We start from the raw sequence: 21,266 nt of genomic DNA on the forward strand, positions 1-21,266 counted from the left end.
CGCTCTCAGGAGCGGCTATTTGAAGTGGGTATACCCACTATTGAGCGTTTACGATTGTTCAATAGAAAATACATTAAAGATTCTAGAGAAATTTAAGAGTAATGTGGTGGTTATGCAGATTGGAGATGTAAAAAAGGAGGGGGAACTTTTTGAAATAATTAAAAGAGTTAGTAGAAAATATTGGCTAGTATTACTTGAAGATAAATTATTAGCAGATGTTATTTTTAAAATTGATAGGCATGATCTGGAAGAAGTACTTCGAGAATTTTTTAAAATTGAAAATAGATCGTTTTCTATACAGATTGTGCCTGATCAAAGTATATGGAAGCCATCTACTTTGGACATTAATACACGTCAACTTATGAAATCTGGAATGATTACAGCGGAAATTGTAGTAGTTGTAGATGAATCGCAAGTAGATATTTTATGCTGTAAAAATAGTTATGATAAAAAACAACTAGTTACTTATATAAAGGAACAGTTGGGGTAGCCACGGTGACAGGTGCGGTGGCTTTTAAAGTGTCTCCACTGGCTCATAACAAAAAAGGACACCGCATCCGCGATGTCCTTAAATTTAACAGCGCTACCAGGATTCGAACCTGGAAAATGCTGGAGTCAGAGTCCAGTGCCTTACCGTTTGGCGATAGCGCTACAACATGTATTATAGTAGCAGATCGCAATAGATTTGTCAATAGTAATTTTAAAGTTTTTTTATTGATTTCTCAGTCTGATTTGATATAATGGATATAATGTACATTGACAGCAAACGATAAGCTAATTAGGTCAATGAGTGAAAGGCATGGAATTATTTATGAGACATTTATTAAAGAAGACATTACTTGCAGGAGGTGTCAGCATGATGATGCTGTCTGCAGCAGGATGTTATTATGGAAGCGGAATGGGCTATGGCTCTTATGCAAATGCAAATAAAATAAAGACAACGGCAGCAGCTGATACACTAGAGGAGTTTAAGATTACTGATTTCCAGGCAGCTGATGGTACTTTCCAGTACAAGGATCTGGGATGGTTAAGCAGCTATCAGGATCTTGAAAAAGAGATCGCAATGCCGATTGGCACTACGACAGCATTTACAGAGGGCGAGACGATGGGTGACATCAATTACTCTGTTAAGCTTCTTGATTATATTTCTGTTGGTATGCAGCCTGTTTTTGATCCAGATGGTGGCTTGACAACACTGACAGTTTACTTTGAGGATACCTACACAGCAGAGCAGTTAGACGAGCTGTTTGATAAGGCGGTTGCTGCAGCGCGTGAGGCATTTGGCGATGAAGATAATTATCAGGAAAATGATCAGGACGGCGGTAAAGGAACTGTTTACCACACAACGGGTGCATTCTGGTACAATGAAACAGATCAGTATGGCGATTATACAATGAACAGCTTCCAGATTGGAAAGCTTGACTCTGGAAATGGAACAAGCGCAGTTGTAATCGGTGTAAATATCTATGATCCATCCCAGATCGAGGAGGAGTCCAGCGAAGAAGGAAGCATCGAAAAGGGAAGCAGCGAAGAAAAAAGTAGCGAAGAAGTATCTTCAAATGCTGCTGAAAAGAATAATGTAAAAGAAACAAGTGAGGCAGAGAATACTGCAGAAAGCGAAGAATAAAAAAACATTGGGGACAGGTTTTTGTGGCTCGTCAGAGTTATAAACCTGTCCCCAGTGGTTTTTTGATTCTGTTTTTTGCAAAGATTAGTAATGATATTTCTTCCTATTTGCAACAAGAAATGCAAGTGAAATCACAAACGCAAAAATTTCAGCGGCTACATTTGCACCCCAGAGGCCGTCCACACCGAGAATCAGTGGAAGGATTAACACGGATGATGTCTGGAAGATCAATGTACGTAAAAACGAGATCGCAGCAGAGATGGCACCATTGTTTAGAGCAGTAAAAAAGGATGATGCAAAAATGTTAAAGCCTGCCAGCAAAAAGCTAAAGGAGAAGAGCTTAAATGCATGAGATGTGATGGCAAGAAGTTCTGCGTCATAACCAACAAACATCTTTGCAAGCAAATTAGCAAGCGTGAGGGCAAGCACAGTCAAAATGATGCTGAGTGAGCCGACGATGCGAGTACTTTTTTTGAGAAGGCTTTGAAGCTCACTGTAGTTTCCGGCACCATAATGGAAGCTGACAACAGGAGCACAGCCAATCGAGTAACCGATAAAGATGGCAATGAAAATAAACTGTACATACATTAATACACCATATGCGGAAATACCATTTTCGCCAAGATATTTTAATAGCTGAAAGTTATAGACGATACCAACAACTGATCCAGAGATATTGCTCATCAGCTCAGAGGAGCCATTGGCGCAAGCATATAAAATCGGGCGAAGCTTGAATTTAGCCTTTGTCAGATGAAGTGTGCTGCTATTTGGACGAATAAAATAGATAAAAGGAAGCAAGCCGCCAATCGTCTGACTTATGCCAGTTGCGAGTGCTGCTCCAAAAACTCCCCAGCGAAGAACACCGACCAGCACTGCATCAAGTACCATATTTGTAATTCCGGCAGCAAGTGTTGCTGCCAGTCCAAGGTTAGGCTTTTCGGCTGCTATAAGAAAGCTTTGAAATACATTTTGGAGCATATAGGGAGCAAGAAAAGCGATTACGACGCGTCCATACAGAACACAGTCATCAATCATCTCTTTTGTAGCGCCTAACAATGTAGCAACAGGACGCATAAAGGCAACACCGAAAATAGCCAGAATAATACCGATCAAAAGTGACAGCCAGATCAGCATAGAAAAATAATAGTTTGCTTTTTTTTCATCGCCCTCGCCAAGAATACGGGAGACGAGCGCTGTACCACCTGTTCCAATCATAAAGCCAAGGCTTCCTAGAATAATGAGAAATGGCATTATTAAATTGATGGAAGCAAACGCTGTTTTTCCAGCAAAATTTGATACAAAAAATCCGTCCACAACACTATAGATCGAAGTGAAGACCATCATGATAATGGAAGGAAATGTAAAACGAAACAGCTTTCCATAAGTAAAATGATCAGATAATTGGATTTTCATAAAAATAAATTTATTCCTTTCGTATTATTTTTCAGCTTTCATTCGCTGCAATTCTTTTTGCAGACATTTTAAATAACGTTCATTTAAAGCAAGATATTGTTCGGAAGTTTCAGGACCCCAATCAGCAAGAATACGGTTTTCAGCATCAATAATTTTTCCAGCTGTCTCAGAAGAAAGCTGTTTACCTTTTTGTGTTAAAAAGACACGTTTATTTTTTGCATTTGCGGCCTCTAAAAATATGATATCTTCATTTTCAAGCTTTCTCAGTGCAGAATTGATAGTTTGCTTAGGAAGCCCTGTCAGGCGGCAGATATCATGAAGCAGACAGCTTTCTTCGTCAAAGTTACAAATCGTGTATAAAATTTGCATTGTGCTGTCAGATAAACCACACAGATGTGACATTTCATGGTAAACAACGCCCATCTCACACTGCAAATGGTTAAGACGTTTGAGAGAAGCAGAAGATTGAACATTCATACAAAATTCCTCCGTTAATAATTGAAAATAAAGGTACGAAATCGTACTTAGAAAGCATAGTATGAAATCATACCATTGTCAAGCACAAACAAAACAATCTTTCAAGGGTTTTTGTAACATGACGCATGAACTGTAACATTTAAAATATATTGTTTGAAACACATTAACTATTGACAACACAGCAGAAGTAGTGGTAGTGTAGATGTGTTGCGGAAGCAGCTTCCAGAATAATATCTGTAAAGAAGCAAAAAATCCGCCCATAATACAATATTATATAAGGATGAGGTATTTACAATGAGAGAGTTAAAGCCAATCAAAGAAGGCAAGGTACGCGAAATCTATGATAATGGCGACAGCCTGATCATGGTAGCAACTGACCGTATCAGCTGTTTCGATGTCATTCTGAACAACGTGGTAACTAAGAAGGGAACTGTCCTTACTCAGATGTCCAGATTCTGGTTTGACATGACAAAAGATATTCTTCCAAATCACATGATCTCTACGGATGTAAAGGATATGCCGGAGTTTTTCCAGCAGGAGAAGTTTGATGGAAACAGTATGATGTGCCGCAAATTGCAGATGCTTCCTCTGGAGTGTATTGTGCGCGGATATATCACTGGAAGTGGCTGGGCAAGCTACCAGAAGACTGGAAAGGTATGCGGAATTGAGCTGCCAGAGGGCTTAAAGGAGTCTGATAAGCTGCCTGAGCCAATTTATACACCATCTACAAAGGCTGAGATCGGTGATCATGATGAGAATATTTCTTATGAGCAGAGCATTGCTCATCTGGAGAAGTATTTCCCAGGAAAGGGCGAGGAGTATGCACAGAAGCTTCGTGATTACACTATCGCACTGTATAAGAAGTGTGCAGACTACGCACTGAGCAAGGGCATCATTATTGCAGATACCAAGTTTGAGTTTGGTCTGGATGAGAATGGAAATATCGTTATCGGTGATGAGATGCTTACACCGGACAGCTCACGTTTCTGGCCGGCAGATGGCTATGAGCCAGGACATGGTCAGCCATCCTTTGACAAGCAGTTTGCTCGTGATTGGTTAAAGGCAAACCCGGACAACGATTGGACACTGCCGCAGGAGATTGTTGATAAGACAATTGAGAAGTATCTGCAGGCTTATGAGATGCTGACAGGAAAGCCATTAGCATAAATACATAAAAGATATGAAATAAAAAAGAAGGATTTGCCAATTCGACAGATCCTTCTTTTTTTTGCTTTTGATACAGAATAATTTGCAGCATACAGCAATTCTTGAAAGTAATATGTTTAATGGGAGACTGCTCGTATCAGGCGAAATACCTGCTCGGCAGTATCCTCTATATTTTGCATTGCATTTGTGCGGCACATCGCTTCATCAAGTGTAGAAACGCTTCGAAGTACTGGAAAGAATGCATCAATCCCGTGTTCATTGCAGGCGATAGCATCTTTTGTGACACAGCCGGAAAATGCAATTACAGGCTTACCATATTCCTTTGCAATTTTTGCGACACCGATAGGCGCCTTTCCCATGACAGTCTGACCATCAAGGCGGCCCTCTCCTGTTACAACTATGTCGGCATTTTGAACATAGTCGCGAAGCTTTGTTTCATCAAGAACAATCTTAATACCAGATTCAAGCGTGGCATGCAAAAATGTTAAAAAAGCAAAGCCAAGTCCGCCGGCAGCACCTGCACCGGAGAGACTTTCATTTACATCTGGAAAATATTTGCGTGAGAGTAATGCATAGTCTTTTAGCCAGCGATCCATCATATTGATCATTTCAGAGTCAGCTCCCTTTTGCGGTCCAAAAACAGCACTGCAGCCAGTAGAGCCGCAAAGTGGATTTGTGACATCGCAGGCAACACGGAATGTACATTTTGAAAGCTCTGGCAGCACATGGCTAGTTGTGATTGATTTAAGCTGGCGAAGTCCTTTAGCACCAAATTCAACCTGATTACCATTCTCATCAAGCATTCCAAAGCCTAGTGCCTGAAGCATACCGATGCCGCCATCATTTGTGGCGCTTCCTCCAATGCCAATCAAAAAGTGCCTGCAGCCGCGTTTAACTGCATCAGCAATAATTTCACCGACACCATAAGTTGTGGTGTGAAGCGGATTTCTCTTTTGCGGTGGGACAAGTGTAATACCAGCAGCCACAGCCATTTCAATTATGGCAGTTTTAGTAGCAGAGACAATACCATATTGGCATGAAACAGTCTCGCCTAGTGGTCCTGTGACAGAAACAGTTGTCATTTTACCGCCGCAGCCAGCGACAAGTGCATCAACCGTGCCCTCGCCTCCGTCAGCGAGTGGACGAATCACTGTAGTGGCATCAGGGTAGACCTTTTTTATGCCATTAGCAGCGCTCTCGCCGGCTTCTAATGAACTGAGACTTCCTTTAAAGGAGTCAATTGCAATTACAACATCCATAATGTTCCTTTCATTTATCGCAGGCTTTTCAAAAAGCCTAAGAATTTCTTAATAAAATCAGCACTGTCATTATAGCAAAAAACAACCCCTGATAGCAATGGGTTGCAAATCCAAAAAAAGAAATGGTTGACGCAGCTGATAGTCTCAGGGTATAATCAATACAATATGCGATTTAATAGAAACAGTAGGGTTCAAAATTGCAGGGAAGGAATTTAAAAATGAAAATTGCAGTAACGTATGATAACGGATCTGTTTTTCAGCATTTTGGAAAAACAGAGAATTTTAAGATTTTTGAAGTGGAGAATGGCGCGATCATTTCAAGTGAGGTAGTTGGATCAAATGGAGCAGGACATAGTGCGTTAGCAGGTTTTCTTGCTGATGCAGGAGTTGATGTTGTAATCTGCGGCGGCATTGGAGGCGGTGCACAGGCAGCACTTTCTGAGGCTGGAATCAAGGTATGTGCCGGCGTTTCTGGTGATGTAAATGAGGCTGCCGAAAGCTACGTAAATGGAACACTTGAGTGCACCAGTGAGGGAAATTGCGATCATCATCATGAAGAAGGCGGTCACTGCTGTCATGGTGAGGAGAGTGAAGAGTCTGGCTGCGAGGGCGGCTGCGGCGGATGCCACGGCGGCTGTGGAACACCAGAGCCAATCATGGAAGGCAAGAATGTAGGAAAGAAGTGCCGCACTCATTATAAGGGAACATTTAATGACGGAACACAGTTTGATTCCTCTTATGATCGCGGTGAGCCGCTTGAGTTTATCTGCGGTGTTGGTCAGATGATCAGAGGTTTTGATCAGGCTGTGGCAAACATGGAAGTTGGCGAGTCTGTTGAGATCCATCTGATGCCAGAGGAAGCATACGGCATGCCGGATCCAGCTGCAATCTTTACACTTGAGATTGCACAGCTTCCAGGTTCAGAGGAACTTGAGGCAGGTCAGCAGGTATATCTGTCTAATCAGTTTGGTCAGCCATTCCCAGTTAAGGTTGTTGCAAAAGATGATAAGACTATTACTTTTGATGCAAACCATGAGATGGCAGGCAAGGAATTAAACTTTACAATTGAGCTTGTCAGCGTAGAAGCGTAAGAAAAGAAAATGCATCTGTCAAATGACGGGTGCATTTTTTGAACATTTTATGATACCAGGGTCAAAAGCTCCAAAAGCCGTTCGTGCTTGCACGATAAGGCTTTTGAGCTTGGGACCCACAAAAACATGAGGATGCAGCGATTTTCAAAGAAAATCAGTGAATCCGAATATTTTTAGAATTGCGAAAGTTGCATCGCAACGGAGCAATTCGTGGGTATCTGTTAGGAGGTAAGTGGTTGCAGACAAAGGATGATGAAATTATAGAGCTGTATTGGAAACGAGATCCAAAAGCAATAGAGGAGACACAGACGCATTATGGGGAAAAGCTTGGCAGACTCTCATTTGGTATTTTGGAAAACAGAGAAGATGCACAGGAATGTGTCAATGATACTTATCTTCGAACCTGGAATTCTATACCGCCGACAAGACCGCAGTTTTTCTTTGCGTACCTTGCAAAGATATGCCGATTTTTATGTTTTGATGTGCTAGATCATAAAAATGCGCAAAAGCGAAGTGCTTTGGTAGTTGAGCTTACGCATGAAATGCAGCAGTGCATTCCAGATTCACGCAATGAAGATAAGGTGCAGGGGGAACAGATCGGACAGAATATAACAGCTTTTTTGAGGACACAGTCAAAGCAGGACAGACTTTTATTTATGAAACGCTATTGGTATGGTGTGAGTATAAAAGATCTGGCGCAGCAGATGCAGATAAGTGAGAGCAGTGCAAAGGTGAGGCTGCATAGAATACGTGGGCGGTTAAAAAAATATCTGGAAAGTGAGGGCATTTGGATATGACAGAAAAGGATTTGTTAGACAGCTTGCGCTTTGTGGATGATGACCTTATAGAGGAAGCTGGATTAGAACAGTTAAAAGAAGAAAAACAGAAAAAAATAAATGGAAAAGTGATTTTTTTGAGGACAGCACTTACAGCAGCCGCGGGCATTTGTATTTTCACCGCAGGAACAGTTATGGGAAGAAAGATCACGGCAAAAAAAGATCAAACAGATGGCGCGCTGATGATGGCTGCGTATACAGAAAGCGAATATGAAAAGGAAATCTTAGCGCTCGAGGGAAGTGAAACACTGGCGGAGGCAGAGGCTTACGCGGAACCTGAAGATAAAAATACACTTTCGGTTTCAACGATCACATTGGGAAAAGAAACAAAAAGTCAGATCAGTGAAGATGAGACATCACATAATGAATTGCCAGCTACGAGTATTGGTGGGATAGATGTATTCTTTTATAAAAAAGAAGGTTCTAGTTATTTTTTCGCTTCATTTGAACAAAATAATGTTTCCTATACTTTGCAGGCTGATACGCTGCGAAAAGTCGTGCAGGCAGCAGCAGATACGATCTGCGGCATGGGCATAGTCACAGTTGTGGATTAATTGATAAAATTTTTTTCAGAATGTGTAACCTTACATCTAATTTTCCGTCTTAAAGAGTGAAGACATAAAAGTCTTAAATAAAATTTTGTGAAAGTAATCTGGTATCAAAGGAGTACATCATATTAGGAAAGGCAGGATAATGATATGAGAAGAAAGAATTTAATGAGACTGACAGCTGCAATGGGAATGATGATGGCATGCTCACAGGTGATGCAGGCAGCCGCACCTGTATGGGGCAATGAGACTGTGGAAGAAACAACGGCAGGCTCTCATGATGATTTGATCGAAATTCCAACGCTTGAGGATGAGGAATATCCTGTGGATCAGGGAAAGCAAAATTATGTTGATACGATTGTGCAGGCAGATAACCGCATCGGATCAATGTTAATGGAAAAGCTTACGGCAGAGAATAAAAATGTATTTATTTCTTCCTATAGTATTGCAACAGCACTGACGCTTCTTAGTCACTGCTCTGAAAGCGGTGGACAGATTGAGCAGTTAAAAGAATTTCTTGACTTAAACAATATGAGTGAGAGTGAGATTTTAGCAGCGCAGGAAGAACTGGCAGCGCTTCTTGGAACAAATAAGGAAAATCAGGAAGATGAAGAAGATGAAAATGAAGCGTCATCAGATTCATCAGAGGAAGTAGTGAGTGTAGAAAGTGATGATTACAGCATTCCAAAGTCAATTTTAGAAACAGCAAATGCCATGTATGTGGACGAGAAAATGAAGATGTCATCTTCATTTGACGATCTGGCGGATATACTTTCAAATACATATCAGGCATCACTAAAGCGCTGTGATTTATCGTCAGCAGAAACAATGAATGAAATCAATGATTGGGTCAATGAGAAGACGCACGGGCTGATTCCATCAATTCTTGATGAACCAATGGATCCGAGTATTCGAATGACACTTTTAAATGCTGTTTATTTTAAGGCTGCATGGGTAAATGCATTTGAAAAAGAGTTGACAGACAAACAGACCTTCCATGGAAAAGATGGTGATACATCTGTGGATATGATGCATCAGCAGGATCATTTTGAATATGCAGAAAATGATGAGTATCAGATGATTCGTCTGCCTTACCATGGTGGCTGTGAGATGACAGTTTATCTGCCAAAGGACAGCGTAGTGACTGACAAATGGAGCGAAAAAGATTATCTCTATCAGCTTGGGCTTGAGGCAGATAAGCAAGAGTGGGATAGTCGCGAGGTTTCTCTTTCAATGCCAAAGTTTGAGATGGAATATGGAAAAGAATTAAAAGATATATTAAAAGAACTTGGACTAGAGGCAATTTTTGATGGCTGTATTTATGACAGACTTACAGATGAAGAGATGGCAGCCGGATCAATCTACCATAAAACAGCAATTAAAAATGATGAAAACGGAACTGAGGCAGCAGCAGTAACTATGGCGCTTATGGAAGCAATGGCACTTTTACCAGAGGATGATATAGTTGAGATGAACATGGATCATCCATTTTACTTTACAATTTCTAATACACAGACAGGCTTAAAGCTTTTTGAGGGATGCGTGTACAACCTTAAATAAATGTAGTTAGTTATATCCCCATGAGTCAAAGTATGATTACCTTGCTCATGGGGTTATTTTTTATTCTGTTTTTTTGGAGAGCATAGTCTTTTGGTAATGACCTGGTGTCACCTTTTTGTATCGTTTGAAGATGCGGTTAAAGTAACTTAGATCATTAAAGCCGCATGAGTAGGCGACTTCTGTGATACTTTTTTGGGAAGAAGATAAAAGCTCACAGGCACATTCAATTCTGTAATAATTTAAATAATCAATAGGAGATTTTCCTGTAATTGAGTGAAACAACCGACAGAAATGTTCTGGAGAAAGATTTAAAACATCAGCAAGATCAGCAAGCGTCAGGCGTGAGGCATAATTTTTTCTAATATAATTGAGTACCGTTTTAATTTGTTCGGTACTCTTTGCATTTCTGCGCTCAGCCATATCAGTGACAGTATAGGAGTGATCATGCAGAATTTGACCAAATAGCTGCCACATAAGTCCGACCGTAAAAAATTCGTAGCCGGTTTGACGCTTATCCATTACCTCAAACATCTGGCAGATCAGTTCACTACAGCAAGTACCCTTTTCAAAAAAAGGATAAATAAGCGTATCAGTATCAAAAAAGTCGCAGTATTTTCTGTGAAGCAGTGCGCTGCTGCTTTCCATAAAGCGGCTGGTGTCAAATACGAGACACTCATAGATGCAGTTATCGGGAACACCGCCGTGGACGGCTCCGGCAGAAATGATGGCAGTATCACCCTTATGTAAGGTCTTAGTTTTTCCATCAACTGACAAAGAGAAGCTTCCGCTTAACACAAGCATAATCTCATGTTCAAGGTGCCAGTGAAAGGGCATTTCATATCGGGGATGGCTTCTATCAACATAGTACAATTCAATTGGAAAACCAGAGGTTCCTCTGGCTGTGTTCTCATGCGAAGCTAAAAATTTCATATAAATCCTTTCATAAATAAATGGGCACATACTTAAATATTTTTGTGCACTTATCAACATAAACTAGAAAATATAGGTTTGCCTGGACAAACTTGGGAAAAATAATAGCAAAAACAAAATGATTATACAGCAAAAACAACAAAATATCAATATAATCCAATAGATAATCATGATAAACAATGACATAAACGAAAATGAAATGTATAATCAGGATAGAAGGTTTGTAAAGATTCTCGCCAGATGTGTCTGACGGGAAGTGATATCAATGAAAATAGGAGGGATGAAAATGCAGATCGACGAGATTAAAGACCAAATTTGTGATGTGTGTCACAAAATGTGGCAGTTGGGCTGGGTTGCAGCAAACGATGGAAATGTAAGTGTACGTTTGGGTGACGGAACATTTCTTGCAACACCAACTGGAATGAGCAAGAGCTTTATCACACCGGATAAGCTGCTTCGTATCGATGCATCAGGAAACATTTTAGAGGGAGCACCGGGACTGCGTCCGTCAAGTGAGATTAAGATGCATATGAGATGCTACGAAAAACGTGACGATGTAAGGGCAGTTGTACATGCACATCCGCCGACAGCAACTGGTTTTGCAGTTGCACACAGACCGATGGATATGTATAACATGATCGAGGATGTAGCTGCGATTGGAGCTGTTCCGCTTACACCATATGGAACACCGAGTACAACAGAGGTGCCGGACGCAATCGAGCCATATTTAAACGAGCATGATGTAATGCTTCTTGAAAATCATGGTGCATTAGCCGTTGGAAGTGATGTAATTACTGCTTATTATAGAATGGAAAGTCTTGAGCTGTGGGCAAAGATTACGCTTAATGCAATTTTGCTTGGCGGCAGCTACGATATTGACCGCAAGAATATCGATAAGCTGATCAATCTGCGTTCCTACTATCATATCACAGGAAAGCATCCAGGCTATAAAAAGTTTGAGCGCAAAGATGAAGGGGAACCAACCGATAAATAAGCGCAGACAAAAAGATTTAAAATTTTATCGAATAAAATAGAGATCTATATAAATAAATAGAAAGAGAGGATACTTATGTTATATCCAAAGATTGGAATCCGCCCAGTTATTGATGGACGCTGGGGCGGTGTACGTGAAAGTCTTGAAGCTCAGACTATGGCAATGGCAGAGAACGCAGCAAAGCTGATCTCTGAGAATTTAAAATATCCTGATGGAACACCAGTACAGTGCGTAGTTGGATGTACTACAATTGGAGGCGGTGCAGAGGCTGCACGTGTTGCAGAGCAGTTTTCTACACAGAACGTAACGGCAACATTATCTGTAACACCATGTTGGTGCTATGGAACAGAGACATTTGATATGGATCCAACCACAATTAAGGCTGTATGGGGATTTAATGGAACAGAGCGTCCAGGTGCTGTTTATTTGGCAGCAGTTTTGGCAGCACATGCACAGCGTGGTCTGCCGGCATTTTCCATCTATGGACATGATGTTCAGGATGCAAACGATACTTCCATTCCTGCTGATGTAGCAGAAAAAATTCTTCGTTTCGCACGAGGCGCAGTTGCAGCAGGCTGGATGCGCAATAAAGCATATGTTAATATCGGTGCAGTAACTATGGGAATTGCAGGAAGCTTCTGTGATGCAGATGTACTTCAGAAATATTTCGGCATTCGTGCAGAGTGGGTTGATGAGGTTGAGATTCTTCGCCGTATCACTATCGGAATTTATGATCACGAAGAGTATGAGAGAGCTCTTGCATGGGTAAAGGAAAACTGCAGAGAAGGTTTTGATAAGAATGCAGGTAAAAATTTCCCAGATGTTATTACAAAATCAAAGGTAATTGCTCCTGATAAGGACTGGGAATTTATTGTAAAGATGACTCTTATTATGCGTGATATTCTTTATGGAAATCCGCGTCTTGATGAGCTTGGATGGCATGAAGAGGCACTGGGACGAAATGCAGTTGCCGGTGGTTTCCAGGGACAGAGACAGTGGACAGACTGGCTGCCAAATGCCGACTTTACAGAGGCAATTTTAGCTTCCACATTTGACTGGAATGGACCAAAGGCACCGACTCCGTTTGCAACAGAAAATGATACATGCAATGGAATTGCAATGCTTCTTGGAAATCTGATTTCTGGTTCAGCACCGTGCTTCCATGATGTGCGTACATACTGGAGTCCAGAGGCGTGTGAGCGAGTAACTGGACATAAGCCAGACGGTGTAGCTTCAAATGGATTTATCCATCTGATCAATTCTGGTGCGACAGCACTTGATGGATCTGGCGCATGTGTTGACGAGAATGGAAATCATGTGATGAAGCCATTCTGGGAGATGAAGGAAGAGGATATCAAGAATTGTCTTGAAGCAACTGACTGGTGCAGAGCAGATTATGAATATTTCCGCGGCGGCGGCTATTCAAGCCATTTTAGGTGCCACGCTGAAATGCCTGTAACGATGCTTCGTTTTAATATTATTGACGGAGTTGGCCCAGTGCTTCAGATCGCGGAGGGCTGGACAGCAGATCTGCCGGATGAGATTCACAATCCGATTGATAAGCGTACCGATCCGACATGGCCTACTACATGGTTCTGCCCGAGACTTACAGGTGAGGGCGCATTTACCGATGTTTACAGCGTAATGGCAAACTGGGGTGCAAACCACGGAGTTACAGTATACGGACATGTTGGTGCAGATTTGATTACACTGGCAAGTATGCTTCGCATTCCGGTAACAATGCATAATGTGGAGAAGGAGAAGGTTTTCCGTCCGCATTCATGGGCAAGCTTTGGAACGCAGGATGTTCAGGCAGCTGATTATGCGGCATGCAAGAACTATGGACCGCTGTATTAAATCCGTTACAGTTCATTTCAGAAAATGGCAAAAAAATATTCAAGTGTGTTGACTATTTTTCTGTGCGCCATATTTCTAACCTGTGTCTTTGGACATAGGGGCGTAAGTATGGCATCACAGAATACAGAACAAAAAAATAATTTAACGGTGCAGATGGAGTATTATCAGTATAGCGTCTGTGCCTCCTGCCACCCAGAGGACGATTTCTTTGCAGTTGTGTCGGACACAATAAGCCAAATTAAGCAAAAATACCCATATGAGATTGCAGTTTATAATACATTTCGCGCGGAAGATAAGAATCGCCTTGAAAAGAGACTGCAAGAGCTGGGGTTAAAAGAAGCAGATGTAAGTCTGCCGGCTTTGATTATGATTTCAGAAGATTCAGAGGCTTTAGTTTGTCTTAGCGGCTTGGATGAGATTAAAGAAAAGCTTGAAGATACACTTAAGCAGGCTGCAAAGCCAGGGCAATTTGTTTCTAGTGAAGCGGCACTTGAATCGGATGAAAAAACAGAGGCTGTAACTCAGGCAGAAAACGAAAATCAAATTGAGAAACCGTTATCTAATACCGATTGGAAAAATCAGCTTCGTGAAGCTGTTTCTAAAGATAAAAGCACAGACTCTGTTATTTTATATTTTTCTACTGTTTCCTGTACTGACTGCAGTGAAGTAAAATCGCTTTTGAAAAAGATGACTGATGATCAGACAACAAAAAAGCCTCTTGTAATACATGAGTTTAATATTGCAGAGGGAGATAATGTAGTTTTGCTGCAGAAGTTGTTTTCAATCTATGGTGTTGCATCAGATAAGCAGCAGGTTCCGATTGTTTTCTTTAGTGGCGGTTATTTAAGCGGAGCAAAGGCTGTAACACAAGAACTAGAACAAAAGTGGAAAGATGATGAGCTTACTGGATTTAATCTGGAAAATATACTGTCAGATGATGCTTCCTGGAAGGAAGAAAATAAAGATCAGGCATCTTTTAAGACTTATATAGGACTTGCAGCAGCTGGCTTTATTAACGGAGTCAATCCATGTGGTGCTTCTATGCTTTTGATGCTGCTTGCAGCGATTGCAATGTCAGGACGTTCTGTTATAAAAACGGGATGTGCTTATCTTGCAGGAAAGTTTACAGCATACTGTGCGATGGGAATGGGATTATATAAACTTTTCATGGCGATAGGGCAGGATATATTTTTGAGTATCAGTAATGTATTTACATGGATTTTTGCAGCAGTATTTTTTATACTTGCGATATTATATCTGATTGATTTTGTCAATGTAAAACGAAAACAGTACGGAAAAATACGAATGCAGCTTCCTACAGCGCTTCGTAAATGGAATCATGAGCGCATTGAAAAGGCATCTAAAATAAATGCAAAGTGGATGATTCCGGCAGCAGTTGTTTTAGGAATTGTGATTTCAGCAGGAGAATTTTTCTGTACTGGGCAAGTATATTTAGCTGCTATTCTTTACATGATGAAGATGCAGCAGGAAATGAAACTTCAGACAAATGCAGCATTTATTATTTATGTAACGGCGATGTGCATACCAAGCTTTTTGATTGTATTAGTAATCGAAAAGACAAAAAATGTAATTCATATGTCAAATAAAACTTTAGAATGGCTTCCAGCCATTAAGCTTGTGACTGCGATTGTATTTTTTATATTTGCCGTGTTCATGCTTATGCAATAATCCAGCTTAATGCCTGCCGCAGACAATAGCGCCGGCAGCAGGTATTATGTCAGTCTTTTGTAAGCTCTGCATGATCAATAGGTTCAATGCCGGTATATTCTTCAAGCAAAGCAAAATCAGGCGTGCCATTTGTGATCATATCGGTCAGCTTTGCGACTAGATATTGACGGGCGGCACCACGATGAATATAGCAAGGCTGAGGGTCTTTGTAGAGGTCCATGCAGGTCGCAAGAATTGTTTTTTCGCTAAGTGGTATATCACTAAGCGGTCCACGGTAAAGCTCGATATTTTCAGCCGAAAGGACTAGTTCTGGCACAGATGCTTTCTTTTTTCCAAAGTGAAACATAGGTAATCTCCTTTATAAGATATGTTTTAATGTCGAAATAAAGACTAACCTTAGTATATCACTTGGACACAAAAAAGGGAATAGATTACATTGCTTTTGGGGAAGTGATGCTGAAAAAAGTGATAAAAATGTGAAAGAAATGTGTCAAAAATGTGAAAAATATGTTGCAAAGTGAAAAATAATTGGTTATAATAAAAATAGCGTCATTCAAAAGCTACGTTAAAATGTAAAAAGTAACAAAAAAACACTTTTTAAGAACATACCTGAGAGATGGCATATATGCAGTGGAAGGTATGAAAAGAGAGAAGAAAAATCAAAAGGGAGGAATTTCAAATGAGAAAGTTCACAAAGGCAGCAGCAATGCTCTGCGCAGCAGCAATGGTAATCCCGTCCGCATCTGTATTTGCAGCAGAAGACGGCGGTGCATCTGAGCTTACAGAAGTAGGTACATATCCAATCAGTGAGGAGCCGCTTGAGTTCACAATGTTCCGTACCAACATGCCAAACGTAGAAGACTTCCAGACAAACGACTTCACAAAGTATATGGAAGATCTGACCAACATCAAGTTCACCTTCGAGGCAGCTGCACGTGATGACCGTGCTGAGAAGCTGAACATGGAGTTCAACACAAATACCTATCCAGACGTTATCATGCACTATGCACCAGACGCAGCAAAGTGGGGCGTTGAGGAAGGCATCCTGATTCCGCTGGATGATCTGATTGAGGCAAATATGCCAAACTACATGGAGAAGATGGGCCAGTATCTTGATCAGATGAGAGAAACTGATGGACATATCTATCAGCTTGCTGGTCTGAATGAGTGTTATCATTGCCAGTATGCTCGTAAGATGTGGGTAAATACACATTATCTTGAGGAGATGGGTGTAGAAGTTCCGCAGACAACTGAGGAGTTCTATGAGGTATGTAAGAAGTTCGTAGAGACATATCCTGACAAGATCGCAATCGGCGGTGCAAGCTCAGGCTGGTATGTTGATTTTGTAGCATGGCTTATGGGTTCCTTCACACTGGATTCCGGTGAATATGGAAAGCTTGCTTTAACTCCAGACGGAGAGATAGTTAGTGCGGCTACCACCGAGGAGTGGAGAGAGGGTCTTCGCTACATCAAGAGCCTGTATGATATCGGTGCAATTTATGATGGAAACTTTACACAGGATGCAGAGCAGCTTCGTACAATTATGAATCAGGAAGATGTTCCGGTTCTGTTCGTTCCATTTGGAACCATTTCCGATGGAATTGATTCTGATTCCAACAATGAAGTTTACAGACAGTATCAGTGTATTTCTCCTCTGGAAGGACCAGATGGAACACGCATTACACCATACTTCAAATATAGTGGTCTTGAGACAGGAAGCTTTTCTATTACAGACAAGTGTTCAAATCCGGCAGCAGTTCTTCGCTGGGTAGATTACTTCTTCTCTGAGAAAGGTGATATCTCCGCACAGTTTGGTGCTGATGAAGGAAAAGACTGGGTTTGGGAACCAAACGATGGTTCTGTAGGCTTAAATGGTGAGCCGGCTATGTATAAGATCTCTGATGAGGCTCAGTATTCTTCTGAGGTACAGAATCATGACTGGCAGGATCTTGTAATCCGTTATGCACCGGCTGAGTATCGTCTGGGCGCTGCAACCGATCCGGATGTAGATACTGGTACAAGTGCAGGTCTTGAGAAACTTCTGTATGATGCAACAAAGGAAAAGCAGGAGCCATACGGACAGAATCCAGAGAATGGTGATCTTGATGTATTGCCAGATCTTAAGATGACAGCTGATGAGTCTACCGAGCTGCAGACTATTCAGGTTGAGGTTAAGAATTATATCAATAGTGCAAAGGTTGCATTTATTACGGGAACAAAGAGCCTTGATGATGATTGGGATACCTATCTGAAGGAACTGGATGCATGTGGTCTTCAGACTATGATCGATATCTATCAGGCAGCATATGACAGACAGTTTAAGGCTGAATAAGCTGGTGTGTATATACTGTGGCAGATGATCTGACTGTGGAGGAGGCAGGTGGAACTTCCACCTGCCTTTTTCTAATGACTTTTGGCCGTGACGTATAAATGAAAAGTCAGAATAAAAGTGCTGTCATGAAAAAAACAAAAAAAGGAGGTCACCTGATCTTGAAAGAAATAAGTAAACCAAAAAAGAAAAAGAAGCTCGGAAAGAGCTATAATTGGCAGTTCTGGGCAATTATTGCATTGCCGATGATCTATGCATTTGTTTTTGCCTATATTCCGATGGGTGGAATTATCGTTGCATTCCAGAAATATTCCCCAAGAAAGGGAATCTTAGGAAGTGAGTGGGTTGGACTGAAGTATTTTAAGCAGTTCTTTACAACACCATCCAGCAGAAAAATTATTTTCAATACATTATATCTTGGTATTTATAGTTTAATTGCAGGATTCCCGATTCCGATTCTTCTGGCAATTCTGCTAAACGAGATGAGAAGCAAGAAGTATAAGAAATTTATCCAAATGGTTACTTATGCACCATACTTTATTTCTACCGTTGTTATGGTTGGTATGATGATGCGTATGATGGATATGCGTACTGGTATCATAAACCGCGCACTGCAGTCAATCGGTATTGGTCCTATTAACTTCTTTGGTGAAGTTAATCTGTTCCCGTCACTTTATGTATGGAGTGGTATCTGGCAGGGTGCTGGTTATTCTTCTATTATTTATATAGCAGCACTTGCCGGTGTAAGCCCTGAGCTTCAAGAGGCAGCTATCGTAGATGGTGCAAACCGTTTCCAGAGAATTATTCACGTGGATCTGCCGGCAATCGTTCCAACAATTATCACAATGCTTATCTTTAACTGTGCAAGCATTATGAACATCGGATTCGATAAGGTTTATCTGATGCAGAATGATATGAATATAGACCGTGCAGAGGTAATCTCGACATTCGTTTACAAGGTTGGTCTTACGAGAGGTGATTTCTCATTTTCAACTGCGGCCGGTCTGTTCCAGTCTCTTGTAAGCTTTATTCTTCTTGTTATAGTAAACAAGATTTGTAAGACGGTAACAGAGACGAGTCTGTGGTAAAGGAGGGAGAAACGAATGAGTAAGACACAGGTAAAATCAAACGACCGTTTTAGCAAGTTTAGAATGGAAAGCCCACTAGGCAAGTTTTTTACAATTTTGCTGTATGTGGTTATGACGATCATTGTATTGATCGTGCTTCTTCCAGTACTTCATATCATTGCGGCATCCTTCTCTGATCCGCAGGCGATGATCAGCGGCAAGGTATCCTTCTGGCCGAAGGACTTTACACTGCGAGGATATGAGGCAGTATTTACATATAAAAAGTTTTGGACAGGTTTTCGTAATTCCCTGTTCTACATGGTATTCGGAACATTTATCAACATTGTAATGACACTTCTTTGTGCATATCCTCTTTCAAGAAAAGAGTTTACCGCGCGCAATAAGGTTGCAATGTTCTTCGTATTCACAATGTATTTCTCTGGTGGTATGGTTCCAAGCTTCATGCTCGTAAATGCACTTGGCCTTGTAGATACCATTTGGGCAATGCTTATTCCAGGCGCAATGTCTACATACAACATGATCATTGCAAGAACATATATGATCAACTCTATTCCAGATGAGCTGTATGAGGCAGCCGAGATTGATGGATGTACACCATTTAAGTATTTGATTCGTATTGTTGTTCCGCTGTCAAAACCTATTATCGCAGTACTTGTTCTGTACTATGGTGTTGCAAGATGGAACTCCTATCAGGATGCAATTTTGTACTTACAGAAGGCAAATTATTTACAGCCATTACAGATCATCCTTCGTGAGATCCTTATTATGAATGATATTGATGAGACGATGATGGGCAATGCCGATGCACTGGCAAGACAGAGAGGTTTGAAGGATCTTCTTCAGTACTCTGTTATTGTTATTGCGTCAGTTCCAGTTATGATAATTTATCCATTTGTTCAGAAATACTTCGTAAAGGGTGTTATGATCGGAGCAGTAAAGGGCTAATCAATGAGAAATAGGGTAAGGGGAGTTATGTCCTTTTACAAGTAAAAACCGTTTAGTTATGCACAAAAAGAGGCTGTGAAAAAATAATTTCTTATTTTTTCACAGCTCAAGATTGGAGGATATATGTACCAGTTTAACCGTGAAGAGTACAACAAGAGAATGGAATGGTATGTAGATGCCAGATTCGGAATGTTTATCCATTGGGGACTGTATTCAATTCCGGCAAGAGGCGAGTGGGTGCGCAGTGTTGAGGAAATTCCGAAGGAAGACTACATGAAATATTTTTATGAGTTTGATCCTAAGGATTATGATCCAAAGAAATGGGCAAGAGTGGCAAAAGAAGCCGGTATGAAATACGTAGTATTAACAGCTAAGCATCATGATGGCTTTTGTCTGTTTGACAGTAAGTATACAGAGTTCAAGTCTACTAATACAAAATGCGGCCGCGATCTTGTTGCAGAGTACGTAGAAGCAGTTCGAGCAGAAGGCTTGAAAGTTGGTCTGTATTTTTCTTTGATCGATTGGTATCATGATGATTTTCCACACTACGGTGATCGTCAGCATCCAATGAGAAATAATCCGGCCTACACGAATGAAAATCGTAATTGGGATAATTATGTAACGTTTATGCATAATCAGGTGCGAGAGATTTGTACTAACTATGGCCAGATTGATGTGTTGTGGTTTGATTTCTCTTATGACGATATGATGGGCGAAAAGTGGGGTGCTACAAAGCTTGTAAATATGGTAAGAGAGTTTCAGCCGCAGGTTATTATTGATAACCGATTAGAAGCAAGTGGACAGGGCTATGGCTCACTGGCAACAGGAAACCCAACTCCATATCACGGTGATTTTGTAAGCCCAGAGCAGATTATTCCGCCACATGGTATTCGCGATGTAAACGGTGATCCGCTGAACTGGGAAGCATGTATTACGATGAACAACAACTGGGGATATTGTGCTAGAGACAAGTTCTTTAAGCCATCCTCAATGATCATAAAAAAGTTGGTAGAGTGTGTATCAAAGGGAGGCAACATGCTTTTGAATGTTGGCCCCGATGCATATGGAAACATTCCGCCTGAATCGCTGCAGATTTTGAGCGAGATCGGTGCATGGATGAAGAAAAATAGTAAGAGTGTTTATGGCTGTGGAATGGCAGGGATCGAAAAGCCAGATTATGGCCGTGTGACAAGAAATGGAAATCTTTTGTATTACCACATGTTTGAAAATACGATGGGACCAGTGCCGCTTACGGGAATTAAGCCAGGTACTATAAAGAAGATACGTCTTTTATGTGATGGAAGTGAGGTACCGATTTCTGACAGCTGGGTTCATACCGATTACCCAGATATCGTGTTTGCAAATCTTGGACCAGATCCAGTTCTGCCAGATGCAGTAGATACCGTGCTGGAGGTTGAGCTGACAGAATAAAGATTTAATGAGAAAGGAATGGTAG

19 protein-coding genes and 1 tRNA gene are annotated in these 21,266 nt (G+C 41.1%); 14 read left to right on the forward strand and 6 right to left on the reverse strand.

Annotated features, from left to right (window positions below; genetic code table 11):
• A partial coding sequence (locus WJP93_RS13205) for a hypothetical protein (RefSeq protein WP_337548725.1) occupies positions 1 to 490 on the forward strand: 490 nt, incomplete at its 5' end.
• A gap of 88 nt (positions 491 to 578) precedes the next feature.
• On the opposite strand, the gene WJP93_RS13210 is transcribed toward WJP93_RS13205, so the two are convergent.
• Positions 579 to 651: transfer RNA gene (locus WJP93_RS13210), tRNA-Gln, on the reverse strand.
• A gap of 160 nt (positions 652 to 811) precedes the next feature.
• On the opposite strand from WJP93_RS13210, the gene WJP93_RS13215 reads away from it, so the two are divergent.
• Positions 812 to 1,627 (forward strand): hypothetical protein, encoded by an 816-nt coding sequence (locus WJP93_RS13215; RefSeq protein ID WP_337548726.1) that lies wholly within the window; start codon positions 812 to 814, stop codon positions 1,625 to 1,627.
• Positions 1,628 to 1,711: 84 nt separating this feature from the next.
• Here the strand turns inward: WJP93_RS13215 and WJP93_RS13220 are convergent, their stop codons facing one another.
• Together WJP93_RS13220 and WJP93_RS13225 are read right to left on the reverse strand one after the other, a co-directional pair.
• The gene (locus tag WJP93_RS13220; protein WP_262538917.1) at positions 1,712 to 3,040 is read right to left on the reverse strand and encodes an MATE family efflux transporter; all 1,329 of its coding nucleotides are present in this window, start codon (positions 3,038 to 3,040) and stop codon (positions 1,712 to 1,714) included.
• A gap of 24 nt (positions 3,041 to 3,064) precedes the next feature.
• The gene (locus WJP93_RS13225) at positions 3,065 to 3,517 is read right to left on the reverse strand and encodes a helix-turn-helix domain-containing protein (protein ID WP_262538916.1); all 453 of its coding nucleotides are present in this window, start codon (positions 3,515 to 3,517) and stop codon (positions 3,065 to 3,067) included.
• 294 nt (positions 3,518 to 3,811) lie between these two features.
• On the opposite strand from WJP93_RS13225, the gene WJP93_RS13230 reads away from it, so the two are divergent.
• The gene (locus tag WJP93_RS13230; RefSeq protein WP_066560064.1) at positions 3,812 to 4,684 is read left to right on the forward strand and encodes a phosphoribosylaminoimidazolesuccinocarboxamide synthase; all 873 of its coding nucleotides are present in this window, start codon (positions 3,812 to 3,814) and stop codon (positions 4,682 to 4,684) included.
• A gap of 116 nt (positions 4,685 to 4,800) precedes the next feature.
• Here the strand turns inward: WJP93_RS13230 and WJP93_RS13235 are convergent, their stop codons facing one another.
• Positions 4,801 to 5,943, reverse strand: coding sequence for a glycerate kinase (locus tag WJP93_RS13235; RefSeq protein WP_337548727.1), 1,143 nt, complete (start codon positions 5,941 to 5,943; stop codon positions 4,801 to 4,803).
• Positions 5,944 to 6,161: 218 nt separating this feature from the next.
• On the opposite strand from WJP93_RS13235, the gene WJP93_RS13240 reads away from it, so the two are divergent.
• The 4 genes from WJP93_RS13240 to WJP93_RS13255 all read left to right on the forward strand — a co-directional run bounded on the left by WJP93_RS13240 (position 6,162) and on the right by WJP93_RS13255 (position 9,978).
• A complete protein-coding gene (locus WJP93_RS13240; RefSeq protein ID WP_337548728.1) occupies positions 6,162 to 7,034 on the forward strand; it encodes a NifB/NifX family molybdenum-iron cluster-binding protein in 873 nt (290 codons plus the stop codon).
• A 236-nt stretch (positions 7,035 to 7,270) separates the two neighbouring features.
• Positions 7,271 to 7,831 (forward strand): sigma-70 family RNA polymerase sigma factor, encoded by a 561-nt coding sequence (locus WJP93_RS13245; RefSeq protein WP_262538913.1) that lies wholly within the window; start codon positions 7,271 to 7,273, stop codon positions 7,829 to 7,831.
• On the forward strand, positions 7,828 to 8,424 hold the full coding sequence (locus WJP93_RS13250; RefSeq protein WP_227102287.1) for a DUF4367 domain-containing protein: 597 nt from the start codon (positions 7,828 to 7,830) through the stop codon (positions 8,422 to 8,424). Before WJP93_RS13245 ends, WJP93_RS13250 begins: the two co-directional genes overlap by 4 nt.
• Before the next feature lie 144 nt (positions 8,425 to 8,568).
• A complete protein-coding gene (locus WJP93_RS13255) occupies positions 8,569 to 9,978 on the forward strand; it encodes a serpin family protein (RefSeq protein WP_337548729.1) in 1,410 nt (469 codons plus the stop codon).
• A 60-nt stretch (positions 9,979 to 10,038) separates the two neighbouring features.
• Here the strand turns inward: WJP93_RS13255 and WJP93_RS13260 are convergent, their stop codons facing one another.
• Positions 10,039 to 10,908, reverse strand: coding sequence for an AraC family transcriptional regulator (locus WJP93_RS13260; protein WP_337548730.1), 870 nt, complete (start codon positions 10,906 to 10,908; stop codon positions 10,039 to 10,041).
• A gap of 280 nt (positions 10,909 to 11,188) precedes the next feature.
• Here WJP93_RS13260 and WJP93_RS13265 point away from each other — a divergent pair, with 280 nt between their 5' ends.
• From WJP93_RS13265 to WJP93_RS13275, 3 genes are all read left to right on the forward strand, one after another.
• A complete protein-coding gene (locus WJP93_RS13265) occupies positions 11,189 to 11,902 on the forward strand; it encodes a class II aldolase/adducin family protein (protein WP_337548736.1) in 714 nt (237 codons plus the stop codon).
• Between the two features lie 75 nt (positions 11,903 to 11,977).
• The gene (locus tag WJP93_RS13270) at positions 11,978 to 13,759 is read left to right on the forward strand and encodes an L-fucose isomerase (protein WP_066560033.1); all 1,782 of its coding nucleotides are present in this window, start codon (positions 11,978 to 11,980) and stop codon (positions 13,757 to 13,759) included.
• Between the two features lie 108 nt (positions 13,760 to 13,867).
• The gene (locus WJP93_RS13275) at positions 13,868 to 15,448 is read left to right on the forward strand and encodes a hypothetical protein (RefSeq protein WP_337548731.1); all 1,581 of its coding nucleotides are present in this window, start codon (positions 13,868 to 13,870) and stop codon (positions 15,446 to 15,448) included.
• Positions 15,449 to 15,497: 49 nt separating this feature from the next.
• Here the strand turns inward: WJP93_RS13275 and WJP93_RS13280 are convergent, their stop codons facing one another.
• Complete coding sequence (locus WJP93_RS13280) at positions 15,498 to 15,794, reverse strand: hypothetical protein (RefSeq protein ID WP_066560028.1); 297 nt, start codon at positions 15,792 to 15,794, stop codon at positions 15,498 to 15,500.
• Between the two features lie 333 nt (positions 15,795 to 16,127).
• Between WJP93_RS13280 and WJP93_RS13285 the strand changes: the two genes are divergently transcribed.
• The 4 genes from WJP93_RS13285 (at position 16,128) to WJP93_RS13300 (ending at position 21,241) form a co-directional block, all read left to right on the forward strand.
• Positions 16,128 to 17,780 carry an extracellular solute-binding protein gene (locus WJP93_RS13285; protein ID WP_066560026.1) on the forward strand — a complete coding sequence of 551 codons (1,653 nt, stop codon included), beginning with the start codon at positions 16,128 to 16,130 and terminating at the stop codon, positions 17,778 to 17,780.
• Positions 17,781 to 17,938: 158 nt separating this feature from the next.
• Positions 17,939 to 18,865, forward strand: a complete 927-nt coding sequence (locus WJP93_RS13290; RefSeq protein WP_308731460.1) for an ABC transporter permease subunit — start codon at positions 17,939 to 17,941, stop codon at positions 18,863 to 18,865.
• Positions 18,866 to 18,880: 15 nt separating this feature from the next.
• Positions 18,881 to 19,810 (forward strand): carbohydrate ABC transporter permease, encoded by a 930-nt coding sequence (locus WJP93_RS13295; RefSeq protein WP_066560019.1) that lies wholly within the window; start codon positions 18,881 to 18,883, stop codon positions 19,808 to 19,810.
• Between the two features lie 123 nt (positions 19,811 to 19,933).
• A complete protein-coding gene (locus WJP93_RS13300; RefSeq protein WP_337548732.1) occupies positions 19,934 to 21,241 on the forward strand; it encodes an alpha-L-fucosidase in 1,308 nt (435 codons plus the stop codon).
• The last annotated feature ends 25 nt before the right edge of the window (positions 21,242 to 21,266 follow it).

Source organism: Anthropogastromicrobium sp. (assembly GCF_037349415.1).
Classification (GTDB): domain Bacteria; phylum Bacillota; class Clostridia; order Lachnospirales; family Lachnospiraceae; genus Anthropogastromicrobium; species Anthropogastromicrobium aceti.